This is a genomic window from Streptomyces sp. BYX5S, assembly GCF_054724165.1.
The window spans coordinates 5,112,354-5,133,901 of record NZ_CM138829.1 but is presented as its reverse complement, the minus strand read 5'-3'; the positions used below and the strand labels follow the sequence as shown (position 1 = coordinate 5,133,901).

Annotated in this window: 17 protein-coding genes; 13 read left to right on the top strand and 4 right to left on the bottom strand. The window is 73.7% G+C overall.

All coding sequences use genetic code 11. From position 1 onward, the window contains the following. The first annotated feature begins 3 nt into the window (after nt 1-3). The 13 genes from ACYBSK_RS23395 (at nt 4) to ACYBSK_RS23335 (ending at nt 16,098) form a co-directional block, all read left to right on the top strand. On the top strand, nt 4-687 hold the full coding sequence (locus ACYBSK_RS23395) for a CIS tube protein (protein ID WP_460243196.1): 684 nt from the start codon (nt 4-6) through the stop codon (nt 685-687). Beyond that, nucleotides 684-1,901, top strand: coding sequence for a phage late control D family protein (locus ACYBSK_RS23390; RefSeq protein WP_460243195.1), 1,218 nt, complete (start codon nt 684-686; stop codon nt 1,899-1,901). Before ACYBSK_RS23395 ends, ACYBSK_RS23390 begins: the two co-directional genes overlap by 4 nt. A gap of 15 nt (nt 1,902-1,916) precedes the next feature. Beyond that, nucleotides 1,917-2,582, top strand: a complete 666-nt coding sequence (locus ACYBSK_RS23385) for a phage baseplate assembly protein V (RefSeq protein ID WP_457479184.1) — start codon at nt 1,917-1,919, stop codon at nt 2,580-2,582. Nucleotides 2,583-2,630: 48 nt separating this feature from the next. Then, a complete protein-coding gene (locus tag ACYBSK_RS23380; protein WP_460243194.1) occupies nt 2,631-2,936 on the top strand; it encodes a PAAR domain-containing protein in 306 nt (101 codons plus the stop codon). Between the two features lie 4 nt (nt 2,937-2,940). Next, nucleotides 2,941-3,396 carry a GPW/gp25 family protein gene (locus ACYBSK_RS23375; RefSeq protein WP_457479182.1) on the top strand — a complete coding sequence of 152 codons (456 nt, stop codon included), beginning with the start codon at nt 2,941-2,943 and terminating at the stop codon, nt 3,394-3,396. After that, a complete protein-coding gene (locus tag ACYBSK_RS23370; RefSeq protein ID WP_460243193.1) occupies nt 3,393-6,686 on the top strand; it encodes a putative baseplate assembly protein in 3,294 nt (1,097 codons plus the stop codon). Before ACYBSK_RS23375 ends, ACYBSK_RS23370 begins: the two co-directional genes overlap by 4 nt. A gap of 3 nt (nt 6,687-6,689) precedes the next feature. Then, nucleotides 6,690-8,762, top strand: coding sequence for a putative baseplate assembly protein (locus tag ACYBSK_RS23365; protein ID WP_460243192.1), 2,073 nt, complete (start codon nt 6,690-6,692; stop codon nt 8,760-8,762). Between the two features lie 26 nt (nt 8,763-8,788). Beyond that, nucleotides 8,789-9,613 carry a hypothetical protein gene (locus tag ACYBSK_RS23360; RefSeq protein WP_460243191.1) on the top strand — a complete coding sequence of 275 codons (825 nt, stop codon included), beginning with the start codon at nt 8,789-8,791 and terminating at the stop codon, nt 9,611-9,613. Between the two features lie 7 nt (nt 9,614-9,620). Next, entirely contained in the window at nt 9,621-10,583 is a 963-nt protein-coding gene (locus tag ACYBSK_RS23355) for a hypothetical protein (RefSeq protein ID WP_460243190.1), read from the top strand. A 3-nt stretch (nt 10,584-10,586) separates the two neighbouring features. Beyond that, the gene (locus ACYBSK_RS23350) at nt 10,587-12,668 is read left to right on the top strand and encodes a phage tail protein (protein ID WP_460243189.1); all 2,082 of its coding nucleotides are present in this window, start codon (nt 10,587-10,589) and stop codon (nt 12,666-12,668) included. Continuing rightward, complete coding sequence (locus tag ACYBSK_RS23345; protein WP_460243188.1) at nt 12,665-13,432, top strand: hypothetical protein; 768 nt, start codon at nt 12,665-12,667, stop codon at nt 13,430-13,432. Before ACYBSK_RS23350 ends, ACYBSK_RS23345 begins: the two co-directional genes overlap by 4 nt. Nucleotides 13,433-13,445: 13 nt before the next feature. Beyond that, nucleotides 13,446-14,477 (top strand): hypothetical protein, encoded by a 1,032-nt coding sequence (locus ACYBSK_RS23340; RefSeq protein WP_460243187.1) that lies wholly within the window; start codon nt 13,446-13,448, stop codon nt 14,475-14,477. A 145-nt stretch (nt 14,478-14,622) separates the two neighbouring features. After that, nucleotides 14,623-16,098: an FG-GAP repeat protein gene (locus ACYBSK_RS23335; RefSeq protein ID WP_460243186.1), complete on the top strand. Its 1,476-nt coding sequence runs from the start codon at nt 14,623-14,625 to the stop codon at nt 16,096-16,098. A 19-nt stretch (nt 16,099-16,117) separates the two neighbouring features. Here the strand turns inward: ACYBSK_RS23335 and ACYBSK_RS23330 are convergent, their stop codons facing one another. The 4 genes from ACYBSK_RS23330 to ACYBSK_RS23315 form a co-directional block, all read right to left on the bottom strand. Then, nucleotides 16,118-16,882, bottom strand: coding sequence for a hypothetical protein (locus ACYBSK_RS23330; protein ID WP_460243185.1), 765 nt, complete (start codon nt 16,880-16,882; stop codon nt 16,118-16,120). Between the two features lie 644 nt (nt 16,883-17,526). Beyond that, the gene (fahA, locus tag ACYBSK_RS23325; protein WP_460243184.1) at nt 17,527-18,735 is read right to left on the bottom strand and encodes a fumarylacetoacetase; all 1,209 of its coding nucleotides are present in this window, start codon (nt 18,733-18,735) and stop codon (nt 17,527-17,529) included. Nucleotides 18,736-19,191: 456 nt separating this feature from the next. Beyond that, nucleotides 19,192-20,202 carry an alpha/beta fold hydrolase gene (locus ACYBSK_RS23320; protein WP_460243183.1) on the bottom strand — a complete coding sequence of 337 codons (1,011 nt, stop codon included), beginning with the start codon at nt 20,200-20,202 and terminating at the stop codon, nt 19,192-19,194. 162 nt (nt 20,203-20,364) lie between these two features. Further along, entirely contained in the window at nt 20,365-21,495 is a 1,131-nt protein-coding gene (locus ACYBSK_RS23315; RefSeq protein WP_460243182.1) for a 5-methyltetrahydropteroyltriglutamate--homocysteine S-methyltransferase, read from the bottom strand. Nucleotides 21,496-21,548: the final 53 nt, after the last annotated feature.

The window sequence follows — 21,548 nt, the reverse complement described above, 5'->3', positions numbered from 1 at the left end:
ACCATGCCGATGAAGAAGCTGACCCTCACCCCGCTCGACGGCGACGGACGGCCCCACACGGGCCGGACGGTCACCGTGGACTACAACCCGGAGGAGTTCAGCGTCAGCAAGGACAACAACTTCGCCGTCCAGGGCGTCCCCGGTCTCGGCTCGCCCGTCGTGCAGTTCGTCCATGGCAACCAGCGCACCCTCGACGTCGAGCTGTTCTTCGACACCTACGACACCCCGCACGCCGCCAAGCAGGACGTACGAGAACTCACCCGACAAGTAACCGACTTGATGGACCTCGACCCCGAACTCCACGCTCCGCCCGTCGTGGTGGTCGCCCTGGCCGGGTTCCGGTTCACCGGTGTACTCGCCCGCGCTCAGCAGCGGTTCCTGCTGCTCATGCCCGACGGGAAGCCCGTGCGGGCCCGGGTGACATGCGGCTTCATCGAGTACAAGGAACCCGCGCGGGCAGCGGTCGAGGCCAACCTCCAGACCGCCGACTTCAGCAAGGTCCACACCGTGCTGCCCGGCGAGACGCTGAGCGCGATCGCCGCCGCCCGGTACGACGATCCGGCGCTGTGGCGGCCCCTCGCCCTCGCCAACGGGATCGTCGACCCGCGTGCCGTCCGCCCGGGGCAGAGCCTGCGCGTCCCCGCGCTGCCGTACACCGACCCGCGTACCGCGGAGGTGCTGACATGACGGCGGCCGCCCTCCCGCGGCACACCTACGCGCCGGCGTTCGAGGTCACCGTCGGCGGGGCGCCGCTGCCACCGGGGATGCGTGCCGCCGTGACGGCACTGCGCCATCAGGACGGCATCGAAGGAGCCGACCGCGTCGAACTCACCATCGCCGACGACCGCGGGCGCTGGCTCGACCACCCCCAACTCGCCCTCGACGCACCCTTCGAGCTGCGCATGGGCTACGCGCCGCACGTCCTGGACCAGGTCTTCACCGGCGAAGTGACCGGCGTCGACGCCGCGTTCCCCGCCTCCGGCAGCCCCACGGTCACCGTCGTCGCCCACGACTTCCTGCACCGGCTCACCAAGGGAGCCAAGGACCGGGCCTTCGCCCTGAGCCTGCCCTGCATCGGGAAGTTCCCGCTGCCCGACCCCGTGATCGTCGCGGCGGTGGCGGCGACCGACCTGCTCGTCCCCGTCGTCGATCCGGCCGGGGCCGCGCTGTCGTTCCTGACGCTCCTCGCGACGTATCTGATCGACCCGGCGGACGCCTCGCGGTCCATCCGAGTCCAGAAGGGCCAGAGCGACTTCGACTTCCTCGCCGGGCTCGCCCGGCAGAACGGCTGGGACATGTACATCGAGCACGGCGCGCCGCCGAGCGGGCGGGTGCTGCGCTTCCTGTTCCCAGGTCCCGAGCTGCCGCCCGCCGTGCAACTCGACCGGGGGACCACGCTCGTGGACTTCACGCCGCGGGTCAGCGAGGTCGGGCAGGTGGTGGCGGTCGCGGCGCGCATCTGGGTGTCGGCGCTGAAGGCCGAGTTCGTCGTGGTGCTGGGCTGGGACCACGACCGGGCCGCGTTCGACCTCCAGGTGTTCCCGGGACTCGGCGATCTCGACGCCCTGCTGGGCGAGGAGAAGGCGCGCGGCACCCTCACGGTCACCGCCGACGGACCCGCGACCGCGCCGCGCCGCGTCCTCGGTGAACTCCTGCCACGGCTCAACAACCGGCTCACCGCCAGCGGTTCGGCCGCCGGAGACCCGCGGATCAAGGCCGGAAGGGTCATCGCGGTGTCCGGCGTCGGCCTCCGGTTCAGCGGCCTGTACCGGGTGGTCTCGGCCACCCACACCCTCGACAGCGGCGGCTACCGCACCTCTTTCGACCTGCGCCGCGAGGTGTGGTTCCCGCCGCTGCCCGTGCCCCGGGGAATCCGTCTCCAGGGCCGGCGACTGCTGTGAGGAGGTGAGCACGCCATGGCGTACACGCTGTACGAGTCCGGGGCGGGCGCCGCGAAGGAACCGCCCGTGCCCACCACTCGCCTGGTCAGCGGCACCGTCGTCAACGACTGCGAGGGCGCGGTCCACGGCAACGTCCTCGTGCGTGTCCCCGCGCTCGGCGAGGAACTGTGGGCCCGCCTCGTGGTGGCCGGCGGTGGTGACGGCGCCGGGTTCTACTACCAGCCGCGGGTCGGCGACGAGGTCCTCGTCGGCCTCAGCGGCAACGACGCCTTCGTCATCGGCGGGATGTTCGGCCCCAAGTCCGGCCCTCCGGTCGAGACCCCGGCGGCCGCGCAGACCCAGCGCGTCATCCGCAGCGGCCTGCGCGGACAGCGCGACGGGCACCGCATCGAACTCGACGACGCCCGCCGTTCCCTCAGCCTCACCAGCACCACCGGGCAGCAGGTCACCCTCACCCCGGACACCATCACGGTCTCCAACAAGGCCGGCTCGGTGAGCATCACGCTCGCCGACCGGGACCAGCGGATCACCGTGAAGGGCGCCGACATCGAACTCCAGGGCACGACGTCCCTGACGCTGAAGGCGCCCAAGGTCGACATCACGGCGACCACCGGCGCCGTCACCATCAGCGCACAGACCGGCGCCACCGTCATCAGCGGCCGCCCGATCAAGCTCAACTAGTGGGAACGCCGGGCGGGTTCACCCGCCCGGCCCAGGAGGTGACCAGACATGCCACCAGCGGCCCGCACCGGTGACACCACCAGCCACGGGACCCCGCTCACCCCGGCGGCCCCGCCCGGCGGCAGCCCCGACGTGCTCATCGGCGGCAGCCCCGCCTGGCGCGCCGGAGCCGACACCCACGTCTGCCCGCTCGTCTCGGTGAACGTGCCCCACACCGGCGGCGTCGTCGCCCAGGGCAGCACCACCGTGTTCGTCGACGGGCTGCCCGCCGCCCGCACCGGCGACCGCGTCATCGAGACCGGTCCGCCGAACCCCATCGGCGCGGGCTGCCCCACCGTCCTGATCGGAGGCTGAACCGATGGATGTCGCGGACCGCGCACCCGAGCCGAGGGACGACCGGGCCGAAATGGACCCGGCACCGGCCTTCCTCGGTACCGGCCTCGCCTTCCCGCCGCACGTCACGGCGGACGGCCGGATCGCCGAAGCCCAGTACGAGGACGACGTGCGCCAGGCCGTCCTCGTCGTCCTCGGCACCGAACCCGGCGAACGCGTCATGCGGCCCCGGTTCGGTGCGGGCCTGCGCACCTTCGTGTTCGAACCGCTGACGGTCGCGCTCACGGCCCGTATCGCGGAACAGGTACGCGGCGCGCTCACCGACTGGGAACCCCGGATCGACGTCGCCTCCGTCGACGTGACGGATCGCGACCGTGCCCGGGGTGTCCTGAACATCGACATCACGTACCGGGTGCGCGCGACCAACACACTGCGGAACCTCGTGTACCCCTTCTACCTGCGAGAGGGGGACGGAACATGAGTGTCCCCCGCGGCCCCGCCACCGGAGCGGGGGTCGACGAGTTCCTCGGCAGGCTGCGGGAGTTGAGCCCCGGTCTCGCGCCGGAATGGACACCGGGTGAACACGGCGCGGACGCCGCGCTGCTCCGCGTGGCGGCCCACCTCCTGCACACCGTCGCACAGCGCCTCGCCCAGGCCCCCGACAAGGACAGGGCAGCGCTGCACGCCCTACTCGGGCCGCACCGGACCGCGCCCCGACCCGCCAGGGTGCCGGTCGTGTTCCGGCTGGCAGAGGGGGCGAGCGAGGTGCGGCTGCCCGCGGGCAGCCGGGTCGCGGTGCCCCCGCCGCAGGAGGGCGGTACTCAACTCGTCTTCGAGACCGCACAGTTCACGACGCTCTGCGCCGCCGGGCTGCGCGAGGTCGTGAGCCTGTGGCCGGGCCGGGACCAGTACACGGACCACAGCGCGGACCTGGAGAACGGGCTGCCGCTCCGCCCCTTCGACCGGCAGGCGCTGCGCCCCGTCCCGCACGAGCTGTACCTCGGCCACGACGTACTGCTCGCCCTCGCGGGACGGAGCAGCACCACCGTCTCCTTCGACCTCACGACACCGGGCAGCGAACCCCTCGACATCCGCTGGGAGTACTGGGACGGCACCGGATGGCGTGCTTTTCTCGCGACGGACGAGGGCCGCGACGGTACCGGTGGGCTGCGGCACAGCGGCACCTACCGCCTGGAGACCGACTGCGCGGAGGCGGCTCGGACGACGGTCGACGGCGTCGAGACGCACTGGGTGCGGGGCCGTCTCGCCGCCTCGGAGCCGCTGCCGCCCGACCCCGGACGGGTGCTGCCCGAGATCGACGCGATCCGGCTGAGCACCGTGGCCGGGCACGGCTACACGAAGGTGTGGCGGGTCGCCACCGGCGACGGCACCCCACCGGCGGGCGAGGTCGCGGTACTCGTGCGGGACGCGACCGGGGTGCCCTTGGAGAACGTGGAGGTACGGATCGAGGGCGGAGAGCGGAAGCGGACCGGCCGCAAGGGCCTCGCCCAGCTCACCGCCGCGCCGGGCGACACCCTCGTCGTCGCCCTCGGGGCGTTCGAGCAGGAGCAGCGGATCGCCGTGGGAGCGGGCCACCTCGTCTTCACCCTCGATCTCCTTGGCCCGGACCGCGCGGTCGCGGCCGACGGCGCCGAAGTCGACCTCAGCGGCTCCTTCCAGCCTTTCGGTGCCCAGCCGCAGCCCGGCTCCGTCTTCCACTTCAGCTGCGAGGAGGCGTTGAGCAGGCCCGGGGCCCGGCTGCGCGTCTACGTCCGCCCCGCACCCCTCCAGCCCGCCGACGGCAGAGCCGCACGGCACGTGGTGAGCTGGGAGTACTACAACGGCCGGGCCTGGACGTCGCTGCGCACCGACGACACCCGCTCCCCGGGCGACCTCACCCGGCACGGCTTCGTCGACCTCCCTCCGGTGCCCGCCGACATGACGGCCGTCGAGGTCGCCGGAACCACCGCCCACTGGCTGCGGGTCCGGCTCGCCGGCGGCGGCTACGGCGCCACCCGGACCATCGCCGTCGGCGACCGCCCGACCGAACTGACGCTGTACGAGAACCGCCCGCCCGTCCTCGCCGACCTCCGCCTCGGCTACGCCTGGCAACAGGGGCCCGTCGCGCCCCAACACGTCCGGACCCACAACGACTTCGGATTCCAGGACCGCACGGCGCAAGCCGCCTGGCCCGGAGGCTCGTTCCAGCCGTACACACCGGTCGCGGAGGCGCTGCCCGCGCTCTACCTCGGCTTCGACGGCCCGCTGCCGGAGGGCCGCTTCGGGCTGTACCTGGACGCGGCGGAGCAGTCCGACAGCGTGCTCCCCCCACCTCTGGTGTGGGAGTACTTCGACGGCTCGGCGTGGGCCCGCCCGACGGTCGACGACGAGAGCCGGGACCTGCGGATGCCCGGGGTCCTCGCGGTGACCGGGATGGTCGGCGGGGCGCCGCTCGCGCGGTTCGGGACGGCCCGACACTGGCTGCGGGCCCGCCTGGCGCAGGACGGGCCGCCGCCGGCCGTCGTCCTCGGCGCGGTGCGGCCGAACGCCGTGTGGGCCGAACAGCGGCAGACCGTCCGGGCGCAGCCGCTCGGCACCAGCACGGGTACCCCGTCCCAGGTCCACGCCTTTCCACAGGCGCCCCTGCTCCCCGGCCGACGCGTCGAGGTGCGGGAGCTCTCCGGGCCGCGGGCGGCCGTCGAGTGGCGCGGCGTGGCAGCCCAACTCCTCGACGCGGAAGCCCCTTTGCTGTACGGGCTGGAACGAGACCTGGCAGCCGCCGGAACGGGTGAGGTGCGTCGCGGACCGCTGCGGCTGCACCGCGACCGACAGGGGAGGGTCGACGAAGTGTGGGTGCGTTGGGAAGAGCGCGCCACCCTCGCCGCGTCCGGGCCGCACGAGCGTCACTGCGCCGTGGATCCGCTGCGCGGCCTGCTGCAGTTCGGCGACGGGACGCACGGCCGGGTGCCACCGCCCGGCGCTTCCGTCGTCGCCGAGCTGTACCGGACCGGCGGCGGCAGCGCGGGAAACGTCCCGGTGGGCGCCGTCAACCAGGTCCTCGGCGCGGCCGCGGGCATCGAGGAGGTCACCAACCCGGTGGCCGGTGCGGGCGGCTCCGACGCCGAGACCGTCGAGCAGCTGCTGCGCCGGGCGCCGACGACCCTCAGGGCACGCGGCCGGGCCGTGACCGCCGCGGACTACGAGGCCCTCGCGCGCGCCGCGTCCCCGTCGGTGGCCCGGGTGCGCGCGTACCTGGGCCGCGACGCGGGCGGCCGTCCGACGCCCGGCCGGGTCACGCTCGTGGTCGTGCCCCTCGGTGAGCAGCCCCGGCCGGGACCGTCGTTCGGACTGCGCGAGACGGTGCGGCGCGCCGTCGCGGCGCTCGCACCCGCCGGTCTCGCCGACGCCATCACGGTGACCGGTCCTGCCTACGCGGAGGTCGACGTCGAGGCGACCCTCGTGGCCGCCGACCCGCCCGTCGGACCGGAGCCCGACGTCCTGCCGGTCGCAACGGCCGACGAGGCCGCCCGCCACGCCCTCGCCGCCTTCTTCGACCCCGTGCGGGGTGGCCCCGAGGGCGAGGGCCCGGAACCGGGAGCGGCGGTCTACGCATCCGATCTGGCGGCCGTACTGGGCGCGTTGGACGGTGTCGACAGAGTGCGGCAACTCGCCCTGAAGTACGCCGGGGTGGAACACGGTGACGTGGTGCGGCTCCCCGCCGGCCGGGTACCGGCCGCGGGCGCGCTGCGCATCCGGTGGGCGGGGGAGTGAACCATGGACCTGTCGCTGCCCCGCCTCGACGACCGGGCCTGGGCGGACCTCGTCGAGGAGGCCCGCTCGCTGATCCCCGTGTACGCGGCCGAGTGGACCGACCACAACGCCTCCGACCCGGGCATCACCTTCATCGAACTGCTCGCCTGGATCGCCGAGATGGACATCTTCCAGCTCGACCAGGTACCCGAACCGCTGCGCCGCGCCTTCCTCGCGCTCGTCGGTGTGGCACCGGCCGCGGCGACGCCCGCGCGCACGGTCGTCGAGGTGACCCTGCGCCCCGGCGCCCGGCCGCTGACACTCCCGGCCGGAGTGGAATTCGAGGGACACGACCCGCACGGCCGCGCGACGCGAGTGCGCACACTGCTTCCCTTGCGGGCCACCGCCTCCCGCCTGACCGCGCTGCACGCGGCGTCCGGCGACGGCCACTCGTCCCTCGATCTGGCCGCGACGCTGAGCCGTGGCGCTCCCGCGCTCCCGTTCGGAGACGACCCACGACCCGGCGACAGCATGGTGCTGCACATCGACCCGCCGGTACCACCACGCACGCCTTTGACGGTCGTTGCCGCGCCCGAATACCCCGATGCACAGAGCCCGTTGGAGCACCACAGCGCGCGCACCCAATGGGACGTGGCCAGTCCCTCCGGCCGGTGGCGGCCCTTGTCCGCGCGCGAAGTCCGTGATGCCACCCGGTGCCTCACCCGTACCGGCACGGTCGTGATCACCGCGAAGTCCGCGTTCTCACGGCTGCGGTGCCGCCTGGTGCGGGCCGGGTACGACGCCGCTCCGGTCCTGTCAGGGCTGGCGGTCAACGCCGCCCCGGCCGAGCAGTCGGTACCGGTCGGCACGGCGCGCTGGGAGACGGCCCCCGGAGCGGACGTTCCCGCCGCGGTGGCCCCGGGGCGGACCGTGCGGCTCGGTGTCCGGCTCGACGCGCACGGCCGGGTCACCGGCTGGGACCCGGGCGACACCGCGGCACCCACCGCTCTCGTGCTCGACCGGGGGCGGGACCACGTCACCGTGGAGGCCGCCGACCTGGGGCCCGCAACCGGCGCGCCCGAGCAGTCGTACGCCCTCGCCGGAGAACCGGCCCGGCTCTCCGGGCTGTGGACGCTGGAGGTGGAAGGCGACCAACACGTCTGGCGGCGCTGGTGGTTGAGGCCGAGCCTCACAGGCTCCGGCCCCGCCGCTCACCACGCGGCCGCGGATCCCGCGACCGGGCGGATCACCTTCGGTGACGGGGCGCACGGCCGTGTTCCGCCGCTGGGCGCCCGGATCCTCGCCGTCGGCCGCACGTCGGCGGGACCGGCCGGGAACCTGCCCGCTGGACACATCACCGCACTGGCCGACGGCGCCCACAACCGGGCCGTTCTCGCCGCCGCCCGCATCGCCCCCGAAGAGGTGCGGGCCGTCGCCAACACCATGGCCCTGAAAGGAGGTTCGGCGCCCGAGGCGCTGCCCCAGGCGGAAGCCCGTGCTGCCCGCACCGTTGAGGAGACGCCGCGTGCCGTCACCCTCGCCGATCACGAACGCCTCGCGCTGGGGACACCGGGCGTGCGCCTGGCCCGTGCGGCGGCCCGCGCGAACCGGCACCCGGCGTTCCCTTGCGTCACCGCGCCGGGCGTGGTGTGGCTGACCGTGCTGCCGTACCTTCCCGCCGGGCGGCCCGTGCCCGGCCCGGGGCTGCTCGCCGCCGTGCGCGCCCACCTGCACGCGCACCGCGTCCTCGGCACCCGGGTCGAGGTCACCGGCCCCGTCTACCGACGGGTCACGGTGCGCGCCCGGATCGAGGCCCGCGGGCCGGACGCCCCCGCCGACCTGGCCCGCGCGGCCGTACGTGCCCTCGACGCCCACTTCGACCCGCTCACCGGCGGTCCGCACGGCGAAGGCTGGCCGCTCGGACGCGACGTCGACCGCGCGGAGATCCTCCGCGTGCTCGACGCGGTGCCGGGCGTCTCGCACGCCACCGGCCTCGAACTGCTCACCGACGACGGCACGCACTGCGGCCGCGTCCGCGTCCCGCCGGGCGGCCTGGTCGAGTCCGGCCCTCACGAGATCGAGGTCCTCCGGACATGACAGCGCACCGGCAACGTTCCCTGGAAGTGAGCAGGTTCATCCACGAACCCGGCCAACTGCTGCGCGCCCGCGACCTGCGCGACCGGTTGTCGCAGGACGAGGAGATGCGCTGGTGGCACCACCGAGCCGTCCACACCGGACTCGGCGTGGTCGAGGGACTGGCCGTCGGCCTCACCGAGGGGGACCGGTCGGCGGTCGTCGCGCCCGGCATCGCGTACGACCCCCGGGGCCGAGAGGTCGTCCTCACCGCCCCGGTCACCCTGGCCCTGCCGGGCCGCCGCGCCACCCTGGTCGCCCGCCGCCGCGGGCCGGACCGTGCGTCCCTCGTGTGGCGGCGCACGGACGACGACATCGAGCCCTGCGCCGACGTGCTCCTCGCCGTCCTCACCTACGACGCGAAGGGCGCGCCCCGTCTCGCCTCCGCACGTCCGGAACACGAGCCACCCGCTCTCGGCTTCGGCACCACTCCCGCGGACGGTACGGAGTGGCAGCCCTGGGAGCCGCCGGAACTGGCCCCCATGGTCACCGGAGCGCTCGGCCTGACCGCGGCCGTCGACACCACCGCCGCCGCGTTCACCGGCACCCCTTGCTACTTCGCCTGGCTGCGGTGGCCCGCCCCGCCGCCCCCGGCCCTCCGCGCGCCGCAGCTCCGCATCGCCCAGCAGTACGTGGAGGAGTCCACGCCCCACGGCTTCCTGTTCCGGATCGCCCTGTCGCCCAGACTGCGGCCCCCGCACGGGGACACCCTCCCGGGCCCGCGCGACCTGCCCGACCGCACGCAGCTCCGCCTCGCCCGCGCCCAGCGCCTCTCGGTGGCCTGGCTGGGCATCGGCCACCGTGAAGGGACGTGACCGACCGATGAATCCCACCGCACCCGACCAGGATGCCCTGGAACGCCCGCTGTTCTTCGACGGACAGCAGCTGTACGCCGACAACCTGCAAGGCCTGGAAGCACACCACCGTGCGCTGCGCCGTCTCCACAACCGCAGCCTGCACCAGCCGGGCGTCGGCAGCGGCCTCGCCGTCGCGGGCCGCAGGGGCGAACGCGAAGTGCGGATCCAGCCCGGCTACGCGCTGGACGCCGCAGGCCGTGAACTGTTGCTCGGCGAGCCGGTCACCGAACCCGTGCCCCCGGTCGCGGGCGAACCGGACGGCGGCCCTGCCCACTTCGACCTGGCCGTCTCCCATCCCGCGGACGAGGACCTTGAGGAGACCGAGACCCGCGTCGGCGTGTGTGCGCCACGCGGCGCGGTACGGCTGCGCGAACACCCCCGGCTGGACTGGGTGCGGCTGCGGCCCGACCCGAGCGGCGAGCTGCTCCCCGTCGACGACGCCCAGCGCCTCGCCCTCCAGAACGGGCAGCTCATCGCGCTCGGCCGCGCCGCCGTCCGCGACTGCCGCCTGGACGCCGACGTGTCACGCGTCCTGCGCCGTACCGCACGTCCCCCGCAACGTCCCCGGGTCCGCTGCGGCAGCGCCTCCGTGACCTGGCTGCCCTGGTACGCCGACCCCGACGACGTCGAGTCCGCCCTGCTCGGCCTGCGCACCGAAGACCCCGTGGGCACCGGAGGTCTCCCCGCCACCCCCTGCTACACCGCCCGGGTCGAGGGCTGCCGCCCGCTGGTGCTCTCCGGCGGCGCCGACGAGCAGGCGCTGGTCGTGCTCGACGGGCCCGCATACGTGCAGGACCCGACGCCGTGGGGGTTCGTCTGCTGCGTACCGCTGCTCGTGTACGCCGGTCAACTCGGTTTGATATCAGACAAGTGGCTCAAACACGCCAACGCTCTCTGGCGTGTCATGTGGTACGCGATCGAGGAGTAGGCCATGACCGAGCCGCCCGCCTACCGCTGGCTGAACAGAGAGGGTTGCTGGCGCGGCATGAACCGTGCCGGACTGGAACTCGCCCCCGACGGCAGCCTCCGCCTCCAGCCGCTGCCCGCCGTCGACAGCCCGATCCCGGCCGACCCTGGACAGGGCGGCGGTATCGCACCCGGCGCGACGCGGGAGCTGCTTCCGGCGGGCCTCGCGGCACTGCCGACCGGAGACGTCTTCCTGACCTGCCCCGACACCGACCAACTCCTCCTCGTCCGGGCCTGCGCCCCGCAGGCGCCGCCGGTACCCTGCCCAGTCGGCCCGGCCCGGCTGTGCGGGCCACGCGGGCTGGCGTGGCATGCCGACCGCCGGGCCCTGCTGATCGCTGACAGCGGCCACGGCCGGATCGTGCTGCTGGACCCCGATCGCCTGCAACTCCTCGACATCTGGGAGGATTTCACCGCACCGAGCGGCGTCGCGACCGGCCCGGCGGGCCAGGTGTACGTCGTCGACGGAGGCCTCGTCCTGGCGCGCGACCGGTGGGGAAGCCCACTCGCCGGATTCCGCTGCGCGCTCCCGGCCCCGGCCGTGGACATCGCCACGACCGGCTCGGGCGACGCCCACCGCCTCTGCGTACGGGACGCGGAGGGACACCTCCACCTGCGCGCCGCCGACGGCACGCCGCTGGACGACTGGGCAACCGGCCTCGAACAGCCCCTCGGCCTCGCCGCCGCGGACGCCACCGTGTACATCGGCGACAACGCCGACCGGCACATCCACGTCTTCGGCACCGACGGACTCCGCATCGGCACGGCCCACGGGTACGAGCACGCCGTGACCGCCCTCGCCGTCGACCACCGCGACGGTCTGCTCGCGCACACGGGTGCCGCGACGCACCCGGTCCACCTCGCCCGGTACGGCGCTCGCCGCACACACGGAACACTGGTCGGCGGCCCGTACCGCAACCCGCGCTCCCGGGGTACCCCGCTGCACCTGGTGCGGGCGCACATCGCCAACTCCGGTACGGGCGCCGGGTTCCGGCTCCACGTGTGCAGCGCCGGCGGCGGTCGCGCCCCGGACGACTCGGCAGGCGCCTTCACCGACCCGGGCTGGCGGACGGTCGCGCGCGACGCCCCGTACACCCTGCTGGCGGGAGCGCCCGAGGACGACGTGTGGGTCGGGGTGTCCTTCGAGGGCGACGGGCACGACACCCCCGTCCTCGCGCAGATCCGCATCGACTTCGATCACGACACCTACCTGCGCCACCTGCCGGAGCTCTATCAACAACCCACCGGGCACGGCGACTTCCTCGCGCGCTGGCTCACCATCTTCGAAACCGCCTTCGACGACCTGCACAGCGGCATCGAGGAACTCCCCACCCTCTTCGACCCGATGGCCGCACCTCCCGCACACCTCCCGCGCCTCGCCGACTGGCTCGCCGTACCGCTGCCGCCCGGCGCCCCGGATCCGCTGCGCCGCCGACTGCTGCGCGACGCCGCGAGGGCCGACGCGCGCCGGGGCACCGCCGCCGGACTGCGCGACGCGATCCACGTACGCACCGGAGTGGACGCCACCGTCGACGAGCCCGTCGTCCACACCGATTGGTGGGCCCTGCCCGGGAGCGCACCCACGCCACCGAGTGGCACACCGACGGGACTCGGCCTCGACACCGTGCTCGCCGCAGCCGACCCCCAAGGCGCGGTGATCGGCTCGAGCGCGGTGCTCGACGGTTCGGTCCTCGCCGCGCACGACGCGTACGCGAGCCATCTCTTCGCAGAAGTCGCCCACCGGTTCACCGTCCGCTACCGCACGGACCGTGCCGACGACGCGCACGGCGAACGCACGGCCGCCGCCGTCCGGGCCGTCGTCGACGCCGAGAAGCCCGCTCACACCACGTACCACCTGTGCGCGATCGAACCCCGCATGCGCCTCGGTGTCCAGGACCGTCTCGGCGTGGACACCGTCGTCGCCGGCCCACCCCGGGCGACCCGACTGACGGCACCCGGCACCGCCCGGCTCCGCCTCGACGGCCCCGTGCCCGACCGGATCGGCACCACACGTCTGGGCCATCACCGAGAAGGAGACACCCCGTGACATCCCTGCATGGGCGGCGGCACACCGGACGCCCCGCCGCCATCGAGGCACCGGCCCGCAACCACTACTTCCACGGCCGCCTGATGAACGTGCCCACCTTCGAGCTGGAGACCGAGTACTTCCTGCGCCGTGACCGCCTTTTCACCCGCCTCGCCCTGGGGCCCGGGGTGGTCCGCGGCCTGGACGTCGAGGTCACCGACGACGACCGTGTCCGGATTCGCCCGGGGCTCGCCGTCGACGGCTGGGGGCGCCGCATCGCCGTCCCCGAACGCACGGACCCGCTGGAGATCCCGTACGACGTCATGGAGAGCGCCGTTCAACGCGCGGGTGCCTGTCGCGACGACGCCGCCGTGCAGCTCGTCCTCTGCTACCACGAGTGCCTGGACGACCCGGTCCCCGCGTACGCCGATGACTGCGGTGACCCGCGGGCCTGTCAACCCAGCACCGTCCGCGAGCGTCACCGCGTCGAGTTCCGGGACCGACCGGCCCGCAAACCGCCGCCAGGGCCGCTGGTCGCGGGTCTGCTCCGCGACGGCCGCGTCGACCAGGACGTACTCGCCCGATGGGTCTCCCGCGAGTGCCGCGTCCCGACCGCCGATCCCTGCGTCCCGCTGGCCAACCTCAAGGTGACCCCCGACCCGGACGGCTCGCTGCGCTGCCCGCCCGACGGCGCCGACATCACCGTACGCCCGGTCGCGCCCACGAACGCTGTCCTGACGGCGCTGCTCCTCGCGCTCCTCGACTACCCGCCGCCCGGCTACTGAGAAGGTGCCCACGATGTGTCCGGAACCGGTCCCCGGCGTCGTCCACCAACGGCCCCGCTACTTCCCGCGCCAACTCGTCACACCGGCTGAACTCAACCTCGCCAACCAGTACTTCATGGACCGCATGCGACGCCACAACCGGCTCCTGCACGGCTGGGGCGTCGTCTGCGGAGCCGTGGTCCGCCCGGCCGCCGCCGCGGACGGCGGCGGCCCCGAACCGTGGAAAGTCGTCATCGCCCCGGGCTGCCTCCTCGACCCGCAGGGCAACGAGATCCTCATCGAGGAGCCCCGCACCGTGGACCTGCGCACCGAAGGTGTCACGGCCATGCCCGACGATCCCCCCGGTGAACTCGACGACCCCTGGTGCGCGCACGAGCCGTCGGCCGCGCCCCGCGCCGGCCGCTACTGGGTCGCCGTCCGCTACGAAGAGGCGCTGGCCCGGCCGGTGCGCGTCGAGCCCGCGGGCTGCGGCTGCTCCGGCGCCGACTGCGAGTACTCGCGGTGGAGCGACGGCTACCGGGTGCGGTTCCTGTCCGAGTGCCCGCCGTCCCACCGGGGCGATCCGCCGCCCCTGGACGAACTCGTCACCGGCCACGGACCTCATGTCCCGTGCCCGGTGCCGGAGTCGGGGCCGTGGGTGGTGCTCGCCACCGTGGACGTGGCCGCCGACGGCGCCGTCACCTCTGTCGACCACCACGACTGTCGCCGCATGGCCCCCTCGCTGGCCCCGCACTGGTGGCGCGTCGACGCGGTCGCCCCCACCATCCGGTCCGTCACGACGGATCCGCCCGGCCCGCACGCACCGGGTGCGGGAAACGTCACCGTCACGGTGCACGGGACCGGACTGGCGGCCGTCACCACCGCCACCCTCGGCGGCAGGACCCGCTCCGCCTCGCTCACCGCCGCCCCCGACGGACGAACAGCTCGCTTCACCCTGCGCGTCCACCGCAACAGCCCTCCCGGCCCCCGCACTCTGACCCTCACCACCGCGGACGGGACGCAAACCGTGTTCCCGGAGGCGGTGACCGTCGGGGAGTCCCCATGAGCTGACCGGCACCCGGCCGTACGCTGCCACCGGGCCTCGCCGACGGGACCGTCGAGGCGTTCGTTCCCCCGTACAACCCGCCCACTCCCTCAACGGTCACACCCCGTGAACCCACCCGCTCGCCGCCGACCCACCGGAGCTCCCCGTGCCACACAGACGCCGCACCCTGACCTACGCCACCGCCGTCGTCGTCGCGGCCACCGCCGGGTTCGTGTTCCCGGCCGGGGCCACCGCCGCCACGCCCGGCGCCGCCACGAGCGACTTCAACGGGGACGGATACGCGGACCTCGCCGTCGGCGTTCCGGACGGCACCGTCGGTGGGCAGGCCAAGGCCGGGTACGTGAACGTCGTGTGGGGTGGGCCGAAGGGGGTCGGTGCCCACGGGAGCATCCGCGTCACCCAGGCCACCGCCGAGGTGCCCGGGTCCCCGGAGGCGGGCGACCGGTTCGGCGCCTCCGTGGTCCTGACCGACCTCAACGGTGACGGCATCGCCGAACTCCTCGCCGGTGTCCCCGGCGAGGACATCACCGGCCGCGGTACGGACGCGGGCATGGTCATCGCCGTGGGCGGCTCGACGAGCGGGCCCGGCCCGGGGTCGTCGGTCCTCACCGGGCCGTCGTCGTCGGCCGCGTACGGCAAGTCGCTCGCCGCGGCCGACCTCACCGGCACCAGCGACGGCAACAAGGAGATCGTGATCGGCGGCAACGACAAGGTCGTCGCCCGCGTCATCCAGGGTGAGGACAGCATGGTGACGACCGTCGTCGCCGCCCCCATGGGCGGACGCGCGCCCGTCCTGGCCACCGGCGACTTCGACAGCGACGGCGTGGCGGACCTGGCCGTGGCGTACTGGACCAAGGGCACCCCCAACACGCAGTCACACGTGCGCCTTTGGAAGTGGGACGCCCCACAGGGCGGGATGGCCAACATCTGGAACACGGACAACGCCGGCGTCAGCGCCCTGGCCGCCGGTGACTTCGACGGCGACGGACACGACGACCTCGCGCTCGGCGAGTGCCGCGAGATCGCCGACGAGAACATCGACGACCCGTGCGGCCCCGAGCCGCTCGCCGAGGGCGGCGGCATCCACGTGCACTACGGGAGCGCCGCGGACGGCTCGTTCGGCAGCCGTGCCCAGACCCTGAACCAGGACACGCCGGGCGTCCCGGGCGTGGCCGAGGACGGCGACCGCTTCGGCTCCGCGCTCGCCGTCGCCGACATCGACCGTGACGGCCGCGACGACCTGATCGCCGGCGCCCGCGGCGAGGCCATCGGAAGCAGGGCCGACGCGGGTGCGGCCTGGCTGCTCCACGGCGGCGCCCGCGGGCTGCTCGACGCGAGCGGCGCGGCCAGGTCCGTCGCCTGGAACCAGGACACGGCGGGCGTCCCGGGCGTCGCCGAGGCGGGCGACGCCTTCGGCGCGGCGGTCGCAGCGGCCGACCACAACGGCGACTCCGTGCCCGACGTCACGGTCGGCTCCCCGGGCGAGAACGCCTCCCTGGGCGCCGCGTGGCTCCTCCCCAAGGCGACGACCACCAACTCGGCGGCCTTCTCGCCCCGCACCCTCGGCCTCCCGTACCTGTCCACGGCCCACAAGTACGGGAATCCGTTGAACAGCCACTGACCGACGTGCGTCGGACGCGTCAGATGTATCCGTCCCGCCCCCGGTCGTGGCGCTCCCGCCGGGCCTCGCGGCGTCCTCGTACGAAGGTCAGCAGCGGGGTCCGGAAGGCCAGCAGGGCCACCAGCGCGACCGCGACCCCGCCCCACGCCACCACTTCGGCGCGCAGCCAACTCACGCTGTGGGACACCGTGTTGTGCGCCTCGAAGCGGATGGTGAGCGGCGGGTTCAGCGCGGCGAGCGCCTGGTCCGATGTGCCGCGGAAGGTCGTCATGCCCAGCTTCAGGGCGTACACCCCGGGCCGGTCCGCGGCCACCGCCCACTCCCAGAAGGCGGTGTCTCCCGTCTCGGCGATGACCTGCTCGGCCTTGCTGTCACCCAGCGACCGGACCTCGACGTGACGGCTCGTGGCGGTCAGCGAGGCGCCCTGCACACCGCCGACCGGGAAGGCCCACCTCTTGACGGCTCCTGTCGGCGGCGCGGAGTCGGCGACGGCCGATGCCGGGACCGCCCTCAGGCGAACACCGAAGACGACCGAATCGCCCACGTCCGCCGAGAGCCGCTGCCGACAGCTGATGACCCCGGCCAGCAAGGACCGTCGATCCGCGGCGACGTCGTCCCGGAACACCGCTTGGTCCGGCTTGCCGCTGGGCGGTGCGCTGGCCGCGGCGCTGGAGGTGGGCGCGTTCCCGGCCGGCGGGGCGGCGCCGTGATCCTGGTTCGTCAGCAGGAAGCCGACGCCGACCAGCGCGCCGGTGAGTCCCAGGAGGACGCCGACGACCAGCACCCACACGCTTCCCCGCCACCGCCCCCGCCTCGCGCTCGGCGCATTCCCGGCGGGCCGTCCCCTGTTCTGTGCAGCGTTCATCGCGATTCCCCCGAAACGCGGGGCTCCCCCGAGGGGAAGCCGGATGCCGCCATTCTCCTACCGGGGCGGGGGCCGCGCAGCCCTCCGGCCGGCTCTCACAGATGGTCCCGCAACGCTCCGATCGCCGAAGCCGCGTCCAGCACCCGTGGAATCGCCCTGTCCGCCAAGGACGGATCCGCGGTGACGATGTTGACCGCCGCGCGGACCGGCCAGCCGGGCAGCGGGGCCGCGACGGCGTGGGCGCCGACGTTGACCTCGCAGTGCGTGACGACGTAGCCCGCCGCGAGAGGCGGTGCAGGGCGGGCTCGGCGACGGTACGCAGGTTGGGCCGCGTACCGCTGAGGAGCCCGGCCACGGACGGGCCGACGACGTAGCGGCCGTCGTCGTCGCGCGAGGCGAACCCCGTCCGGTGGAGCGACACGAGCAGGCGGTGCGCGATGGAGCGGTGGAACCCGGTCGCGGCCGCACCACTTCCTTGCGCATCTGAACGGTGTGAAGCCGACCTGCGCGAATCCGGGCCGCGCGAATCCGAGCCGTGTGAATCCGAGCGGCGCGAAACCGCGCTATACGGTCGGGAGGATCTTGCCACGGACCTCGCCGAGGCCGATGGGCCCCCGGGCGCCCGGCGCGGAGTAGCGCAGGACGACCTCGTCGCCGTCCTCCAGGAACGTGCGCTCCTGACCTCCGGCGGTCCACGTCTTCGTCCCGCCCCAGGACAGTTCGAGGAACGAGCCGCGCTGGTGCTCCTCCGGACCCGAGATGGTGCCCGACGCGTAGAAGTCGCCGACCCGCAACGAGGCCCCGTTGACGGTGAGATGGGCCAGCATCTGCGCGGGCGACCAGTACATGCACGAGTACGGCGGGTGCGCGACGACGGTGCCGTTCACCTCGACCTCCACGGCGATGTCGTAGCCCGAGGGGCCCTTCTCCTGGAGGTAGGGGAGGACGGTCGGGTCCTGGCCCGGGAGGTCGACGCGGGCGTGCTCCAGCGCGGCGAGCGGGGTGACCCACGCGCTGATGGTGGTGGCGAAGGACTTGCCGAGGTTCGGGCCGAGCGGCACGTACTCCCAGGCCTGGATGTCGCGCGACGACCAGTCGTTGACGCCGGTGACGCCGAAGACGGTCTCGCTGAACTCCGAGGTCGCCACGCGCTGCCCCAGCGGCACCGAACGGCCCACCACGAAGCCGAGTTCGGCCTCGATGTCCAGGCGCAGCGACGGACCGTACGTCGGCGCCGGGTCGGCCGGAGCCTTGCGCTGGCCGGAGGGGCGGTGCACGGGGGTGCCGGAGACGACGATGGAGCCCGAACGGCCGTGGTAACCGACCGGCAGGTGACGCCAGTTGGGCATCAGCGCGTCCCCGTCGGGGCGGAAGATCCGGCCGACGTTGGTGGCGTGGTCGACGGAGGCGTAGTAGTCGACGTAGTCGCCGACCTCGAACGGCAGGTGCAGGGTGGCCTCGGCCAGCGGTACGAGCCGCACGTGGTCGCGGTGGGCGGCGTCCGTGAGCAGCTCGACCGTCCAGGAACGCACGGCCGCCCAGGTCGCGGCACCGGCGTTCATCAGCGGGTTGAGCGCGGGCGCGTCGAGCAGCGCCGTCCACTCGGGGCGCAGCGCGGCGGCCGCGGCGCCCAGGTCGAGCACGTGGTCACCGATCCGGACGCCCACACGACGGCCGGCGTCGGCGGCCGAGAAGACGGCGTACGGGAGGTTGTCGACGTCGTACGCGCTGCCGGCCGCGGCCTCGACCCAGGTGACGGGTGAAGTGGTCATGTGTGGGGCCCTTTCGGATACGGAGTTCCGTGGTGGCTCGGGGAGGGGCGGGTGCGGTGGGTCGCGCGACACCCTAACGCAGGGCCATCGAAATGCGAACGCCCGTGTTCGCTTATCGGTCAAGCCGGGGGAGTCGTGGCGCCTCGACTTGAGCGACGCGGCGGCGGAGAAGCGGGCCGTGGAGCGCGAGAAGCCCCGCCGCTCGGATTCCAGGACGAGCGGCGGGGCTGGAGGGCTGCGAACGGCGGAGGAATGTGCACCCGTACCGCCATGGCACTCCGTTCGCATGCCCACGGGCCGTACAACCCGCCCAGCGTGAAATGGATGCGCCTGACGCAAGGAATCACCCGTACGTGTGCGTGAGCGGTGCTTGCAGGGGCGGGAACCGCGCGTTTCCCGTCTATAGCTACCCGTGAGAGGCGTGAGAGGCGTGAGAGCCGTGAGAGCCCGTCCCGCTCACGTCGCGCTGCGTTCGCTCGCCTCGCGGTACTCGTGTTCCAAGGCCCGGACACTGCTCTCCTCCGGGCGTCCGCTGCGCAGGAGTTCGCGCCACTGTTCGACGTTCCAGTCGCCGGGAGCGGTGGTGGCGATGAACTCCTCCAGGAGGCGCACGAACCGTACGGGTTCGGTGTGGTGCGGGAAGTGCCCGGCGCCCGCGAAGACTTCGAGCCGGCTGCCGGGCATCGCCTCGTGCGCCGTGTACGCGTGCGCCACCGGCAGCACGCTGTCGCGATCACCCCAGACGAGGAGGGTGGGGAAGCCGCGCGCCAGATAGCAGCGGTCCAGCATGGTGACGACCTGGCCGCGCCAGTCGACGACGGCGCGCAGGGTCCGGGTGAAGGCGTCGCGCGACTTCTGGTCGGGCAGGGCGTCGACCACGTTGACGAGGTCGGGCGCGTCCACGCCGAGCCCGGTGTCCATCAGCCGCAGGGCGCGGACGGCCGCGGTGACCGGCAGGCGCGCCCCGGCCACCTTCAGCAGGCCGAGCGCGAGCCCCGCGCCGGGCAGTGTCGCGGCCCGCAGGAGGGGTGTGACCTGGGGCCCGACCCCGCCGGTCGAGATCAGGACGAGCCGGTCGACGCGCTCGGGGAACTGGTACGCGAACTGCATCGCCACCCCGCCGCCGAAGGAGTGCCCGACGAGGGTGACGCGGTCGATGCCGAGCACGCCCAGCAGGTCGCGCAGACCGTTGGCGTACGCGGCGACCGAGTAGTCCGCGCGCGGCTTCGCCGAATCGCCGTGCCCGAGCAGGTCGGGGGCGATGACGGTGTGCCGGCGCGCCAGGGCGGCGATGCAGTCCTCCCAGTGCGCGCAGGACGCCCCGACGCCGTGGATGAGCAGCACCGCGGGGCCCTCGCCCGCGATCCGGTAGGCGCGGCGGTAACCGTGGACGGTGGCGAAGGAGAGCGCGCCGGCGGTCTGCGGCGCGCGTACGGCGGGCGTGCGGATCGGAATGACGTGCCCCATGGCCCTTCTCCCCGTGCCGGTGCTCTGCGGGCGCGCGCCGGATCGCGGTGTCCGGGCGCGGTACGGCGAGCGTACGGAGCGCGATGCGGCGCGGGGTTTCGGGCCGGTTGCGGGCACATTCCGTTTCCTGGGCGAAGGCTCCCTAGAGAAGGTCCCTGGGCGTCACACCCCGCCCCACACCTCCTCCGCCGTCTCCACGATGAGACGCAGCTTGGCCGACTGGTCCTCGGCCGTGAGCTTGTTGCCCTCGACGGTGGAGGAGAAGCCGCACTGCGGGGACAGGCACAGCTGATCGACGTCGATGTAGCGGGAGGCCTCCTCGATGCGCCGCTTGAGGGTGTCCTTGTCCTCCAGCCGAGGCCGTTTGGTGGTGACGAGGCCGAGGACGACCTGCTTGCCCTTCGGGACGTAGCGCAGCGGTGCGAAGCCGCCGGAGCGCTCGTCGTCGTACTCCAGGAAGAACCCGTCGACGTCGAGACCGCCGAAGACGGCCTCGGCGATGAAGTCGTAACTGCCCGAAGCGGCCCAGGAGGAGGCGAAGTTGCCGCGGCACATGTGCGTGGTGACGCGCAGGTCGTCGGGGTGGCCGGCGAGCGCCCGGTTGATGTTCGCGATGTACGTCTCGTGCTGGTGTTCCGCGTCGCCGCCGATGGACGCGACGTAGGAACGCTGCTCGGGATCGTTCAGGTACGCGAGCGAGGTGTCGTCCAACTGGAGGTAGCGGCAGCCCAGTTCGTGCACGCCGCGGATCTGGGCCGCGTAGGCGTCGGTGAGGTCGGACCAGAAGGCGTCGAGGTCGGGGTAGACGGACGCGTCGATCGCGGCGCGGCCGCCGCGGTAGTGGACCATGCTCGGCGAGGGGATGGTCAGCTTCGGGGTGACACCCTCGGCGACGGTGTCACGGAGGAAGGTGAACGCGTCGGCGAAGATGGTGCGCTCCAGTGTCACCTTGCTGTCGACGCGCGCGGAGGGCGGCGCGAACTCGATGTCGCCGTCCTCGTTGTGGAAGCGCACGTGCAGCGACTCGTCCTCGACGCGCCGAACGCCGCCGAGGGCGTAGATGAAGTCCATGTGCCACGAGGCACGGCGGAACTCGCCGTCGGTGGCGCTGCGCAGCCCCGCCTCCCGCTGCATCGCGACGACCGCGCGCACCGCCTCGTCCTCGGCGGCGGCGAGTCCCGCGTCGTCGAGCTTCCCGGCGGCGTGCTCCTCGCGGGCCCGGCGGAGCGCGGGCGGGCGCAGCAGGCTGCCGACGTGGTCGGCGCGGAACGGGGGCTGGGTGGTGGCGGCCATGGCGGGACATCCTTTCCTCGGCTACGGCCAACACCATCACCCGAATCATTGCG